At 43.7% G+C, this 4355-nt stretch carries 5 protein-coding genes; 2 read left to right on the top strand and 3 right to left on the bottom strand.

The annotated features are described in order from the left end of the window. Nucleotides 1-134 precede the first annotated feature (134 nt). On the top strand, nucleotides 135-422 hold the full coding sequence (locus F6K38_RS35835; protein ID WP_287359805.1) for a hypothetical protein: 288 nt from the start codon (nucleotides 135-137) through the stop codon (nucleotides 420-422). A gap of 110 nt (nucleotides 423-532) precedes the next feature. On the opposite strand, the gene F6K38_RS35830 is transcribed toward F6K38_RS35835, so the two are convergent. From F6K38_RS35830 to F6K38_RS35820, 3 genes are all read right to left on the bottom strand, one after another. Beyond that, nucleotides 533-1672: a Na/Pi symporter gene (locus F6K38_RS35830; RefSeq protein ID WP_008187070.1), complete on the bottom strand. Its 1140-nt coding sequence runs from the start codon at nucleotides 1670-1672 to the stop codon at nucleotides 533-535. A 185-nt stretch (nucleotides 1673-1857) separates the two neighbouring features. Next, a complete protein-coding gene (locus F6K38_RS35825) occupies nucleotides 1858-1998 on the bottom strand; it encodes a hypothetical protein (RefSeq protein ID WP_154659861.1) in 141 nt (46 codons plus the stop codon). 10 nt (nucleotides 1999-2008) lie between these two features. Then, complete coding sequence (locus tag F6K38_RS35820) at nucleotides 2009-3520, bottom strand: hydroxysqualene dehydroxylase (RefSeq protein ID WP_287359803.1); 1512 nt, start codon at nucleotides 3518-3520, stop codon at nucleotides 2009-2011. 89 nt (nucleotides 3521-3609) lie between these two features. On the opposite strand from F6K38_RS35820, the gene F6K38_RS35815 reads away from it, so the two are divergent. Next, a complete protein-coding gene (locus F6K38_RS35815) occupies nucleotides 3610-3858 on the top strand; it encodes a hypothetical protein (protein ID WP_287251787.1) in 249 nt (82 codons plus the stop codon). The last annotated feature ends 497 nt before the right edge of the window (nucleotides 3859-4355 follow it).

The following is a 4355-nucleotide window of genomic DNA, read 5'->3' as shown; positions in this document are numbered from 1 at the left end:
TACACTGTAACTCAAAGGCAACGCGGCAGTCAATAGTTGAGAAATTATTTTGATAAATTTTACTAAAGCTATCCTAAGCCTATAAGCTAAGAGTTAGCCTTAGAGAAGATCAAGCTTGTATAGTAAGGCTTGCTATGGTTTGCTTAGCAATAATTATTATTAATGAACTCTCTAGAGTTAAGTGGACTATAGAGAATCAGCAGTCGTCAGCTGTCAGCCGTCAGCTGTCAGCCGTCAGCCAAAGGCTCACGCTATGGGAACAGCCTAATGCTTTACATAAACCTGGAACCAAAAAATTTAAGAGTTGGAGATTTTATCAAATTGAAAGTCTGGGTAAAAGCCCATCTAAGCATTCAGCAGTAAACCATTGGCCTTTGGCCAAGCGTGCCCATAAGCTAGCACCTCAAGTAGCGTGCGGATAGCGCTAATCGCTGATAGCTGATAGCTGAGAGCTGATAGCTGATAGCTGAGAGCTGATACGCGACACGCTGATAGCTTACCAGCACTCTGCTCTTAAGGAAGTGCTAAGCTGTCACAGCAAGGTGGATAGACTCAGAAGTAGTACAGGAATCAAGAAGAAAACGCTTGCAATATAGACAAAGGCTAAATACTTCCGCTCAGTGGCAACAGCGGCTAAGGTTTCTGCACCCAGGATTGGCATTTGTCTCAACACAGGAATGCTGTAGATGATCACAACTGCGAGGCTGTTGTAAAGTAGATGCACTGTAGCTATTTCTAGAGCAGGGATTGGGTTTTCCGTTATTCCGGTCGCCGCAAGTAAAGCAGTGATACAGGTTCCGATATTTGCCCCTAGGGTGAAGGGATAAATTTCTTGTAAGCTCAATAAACCTGTACCAGCTAGGGGAACGATCAGGCTGGTGGTAGTTGAGGAAGATTGCACGATTACAGTGACTAGTGTCCCAGAAGCAATCCCAGCAATGGGACCGTTACCGATAGCAGTGTGCAACATCTGATTCGCTCGTCCTACCATTAGGGTTTTGAGCAGTTTGCCAATGAAAAAGATGGATAGGAAAATAACACTGATACCTAGGACAATCAGGGCAATACCATTAAATGGTTCTGGGAAAATGTTACTGATAGTTTTAATCCTATCAGTGACTGGAGCAGTGGCAAATTTAATCAGATTAACGTTGTTTAAGCTGAGCGAGTTTTCCCCCACAACCAGGCTTGTTAAAAACAGACTAATCTTTTCCAGGAAGTGAGTGGTAATTTCCAAAGGTAGGAAGATAACGACACTAATCAGATTGAATAAGTCGTGGATGGTTGCAGCAGCAAAAGCCTGTTTAAATTCGTCCTTATTTTGAATATGTCCTAAACTAACCAGTGTATTAGTGATGGTGGTGCCAATGTTAGCGCCCATAACCATAGGAACAGCCGTTGCCACTGGCAAACCACCAGCTACTAGACCTACAATAATCGAGGTTACTGTACTTGAAGATTGGATTAAAGCAGTTGCTAGGGTACCGACAATTAAAGCAGCAAAGGGATTAGTAGCAAACTCGAACAATTCCTTAGCTTGCTCCCCAGTAGCTGACCTAAAGCCTGTACCAATTATCCCTACTGCCAAAATTAGTAGGTAAACCAAAACCAGAATACCTACCCATTTGTAGAAGCTAATAACAAGCTTGTCTGAGTTCTGAACCCTTTCCATTACTTTATTATTACTGTATTAGTTTATTCAGCAACTACCAAGTCAAACTGTAAGCTATCAGCTATCAGCTTTCAGCTATCAGCTATCAGCTATCAGCTATCAGCTTTCAGCTTTCAGCTATCAGCTATCAGCTATCAGTTATCAGCTATCAGTTATCAGCTTTCAGCTTATGCGCTACGCGCACGCTACTTGAGGTGCTTATGCGCTACGCGCACCCTAAGCGAACAGCCAAAGGCTGACGGCTGACGGCTGACGGCTGAAGGCTGAAGGCTGAAGGCTGAAGGCTGACCGCTGACCGCTGTTCGCGTAGCGTGCGCGTAGCGCATATGCTTAAAATCAAGGTAACCAAAAATTAGTGAATAACGTCTGACCAAACTCCCGTACAGTTTTGTTAATATTCCGTGTTATCTGAATATGGAATTCATCTGCATCAACAGGAATAATCTTAGCTAGATTCCCTTGTCTAAAGCGCCTAATTACCAAATTTGCTGCCTCTAAACCGGTAACATACGCTTTTTCCTGAGACCAAGAACCGTGGCGAGTGACAATCCAATCCCCGCTCATAAATACATTTTGAATACTAGTGGTTCGCTGCATCATATACTGATAGCTACCGGGAGCAAAGTGAGTCACCCCTTGGGGTACTCGAATCACAGTACTGTCAATCAGATTTGCCTCTCTAAAACCAGAAACACAGGTGCCTAAGTCACGCTGAACTTTCTGGATAATTTGCTCATCACTCAGGGGTAGCAACTGGTTAGCATGGTAAAAGTCTGCTTCAATCACGCTACCAGGTTCATCCCGGTACTCATCGTGCAAGGCATTAAGGTCAAAAAATGTCCAACCCGTGGTTGCATCAAAGCCAAAACAAGCATTAGAGGGATGGCGAATCATAACTTTGCGGTCAAACCATAGCCTGGTTGATAGCACATCAATTGCCCCTAAATTCATCAGGTTGCGGAATTCCTTGCGGCTTTGGAGCATGGTGCTACTCTGAAGGATTTTCTTCATACCATTGACACTGACAGCAAAAATCACCGCGTCAGCCTCAAAGCATTCATCACCACACATCACCCCTTTGGCCTTGCCTGTGTGGTCTAAAATAATGTCATTGACCCGTTTATTGGTAAGTACCTTTCCCCCGGCTTTTTCAATCTGTTCCATCCAGGGTTTAAATATCATCTGTGCTACCGTTCCTCGGCACCAGACCACATCAAAGTCCGGTTGGTGAGCCAAAATGAAGTAATACAGCATTCCTAGGGCGGCTGCGGCTGAACATTGCTCTCCTGGAGCAAATAAACCCACTAACAGCATGGGCTCAAAGGAATCCTTGTACAGTCGTGCCGAAACCCCAAACTGTTTAAATAATTCACGGGCGGTTACCGAGTCATACCTGGTCCACGCCTGGTGGGAATTATCGAAGTCAATAACGGCATAGAGCAGGGGTAAGGCAGAGAGCCGATCAATCAGGGGTAACCGTTTGAAGTCCGTGTATAGGAAGGTTCCTAGAGGGGTGGGAAGTCGTGGTTCATTTTGAAATATAGGGGATTCGACTTCTAATCCAGCAGGAGAATACTGGGAAGAACGGGTGAAAGGAGTGAAAGGATTGAGTCGGAGTTCCTTTACGAGGTTGAAAATGTTGTGATAGGGATACCAGAAACCATGAATTCCCCCTTCTACAGAACGTCCACCGGTCGTTTTCCATCCTGCCACTAAACCACCGGGATAGGAACTTGCTTCTAGGAGAGTGACATCGTAACCTTGTTTGGCTAAGTGGTGAGTTGCGCCTAAGCCTGCCCATCCAGCACCGACTACAACTACTCGTTTTCTTTCTGAGAGTTCTGACATTGACCTAAACTTGAGTCTATTGACAACTCTTTTCTCAGGATGACATAACTATGAAGTTATGTTAAGGTCACTGCGTAATCGGTGATGCGATGCTCCTTTGGAGCCGCTACGCGATCGCATTCGGCAAATCCTCAATACAGCAGTGGCTATTACCCATTACCCATTACCCATTACCCATTACCCATTACCCATTACCCATTACTCTCCAAAAAAAAAAGCGGCTGCAACCATTGCTACAACCGCCACTGTACATCAACTGGGAGGAAATCCTAGAGGCATATGTCAAAAACTGTCCAAGATGTTTGACAAGCTCTAGTAAAGCTACGTTACTTACTTAATACAAGGTGTCTTCCACAGATTCCCGAAAATTTGATCAGAAATTTCTGGCAATTGGGAAACATCACTGCTTGCCTTAGGTGTTAGGAGTTAGGTGTTAGGTGTTAGGTGTTAGGTGTTAGGTGTTAGGTATTAGGTATCAGGTATTAGGTGTTAGGTCTTACAACTTAACTTAAAATCTTGTATTTTAACCGCCAAGTAATTATTTAGTGATATTTTATATTAACTGTTAGATATTAACTGTTAGATATTAACTGTTAGATAGTTAATCAAAGTTTCTAGTCCCTAGTAATTAACACATAATACCTAGACTGTCAACAGCTGAATACTGGGTTAGTCTTAACCAAAACTCCGAGTATCCTGGAGTAGTTGAGCTAGCTTAGCAGGAGCCTCACACCATAATCTTTGATTTGGTGTGAGAGGAATGCGCGGCTGTTAAAGGGGTTCAATACCCCTTTAACAGCAAATTACACTTTCAAAGAATCCTGAGATTTAATAT

Origin of the sequence: Moorena sp. SIO3B2 (assembly GCF_010692525.1) — a bacterium.
In the GTDB taxonomy this organism is placed as follows: Bacteria; Cyanobacteriota; Cyanobacteriia; order Cyanobacteriales; family Coleofasciculaceae; genus Moorena; species Moorena producens.
The sequence above is the reverse complement of the archived record's forward strand: the minus strand, read 5'-3'. Positions and strand labels throughout refer to the sequence as shown.

Bases quoted from the DNA above. Each gene is read 5' to 3' on its own strand.
- F6K38_RS35835 (WP_287359805.1), top strand. From the start codon at position 135: ATGGTTTGCTTAGCAATAATTATTATTAATGAACTCTCTAGAGTTAAG.
- F6K38_RS35830 (WP_008187070.1), bottom strand. From the start codon at position 1,672: ATGGAAAGGGTTCAGAACTCAGACAAGCTTGTTATTAGCTTCTACAAA.
- F6K38_RS35825 (WP_154659861.1), bottom strand. From the start codon at position 1,998: ATGCGCTACGCGCACGCTACGCGAACAGCGGTCAGCGGTCAGCCTTCA.
- F6K38_RS35820 (WP_287359803.1), bottom strand. From the start codon at position 3,520: ATGTCAGAACTCTCAGAAAGAAAACGAGTAGTTGTAGTCGGTGCTGGA.
- F6K38_RS35815 (WP_287251787.1), top strand. From the start codon at position 3,610: ATGCTCCTTTGGAGCCGCTACGCGATCGCATTCGGCAAATCCTCAATA.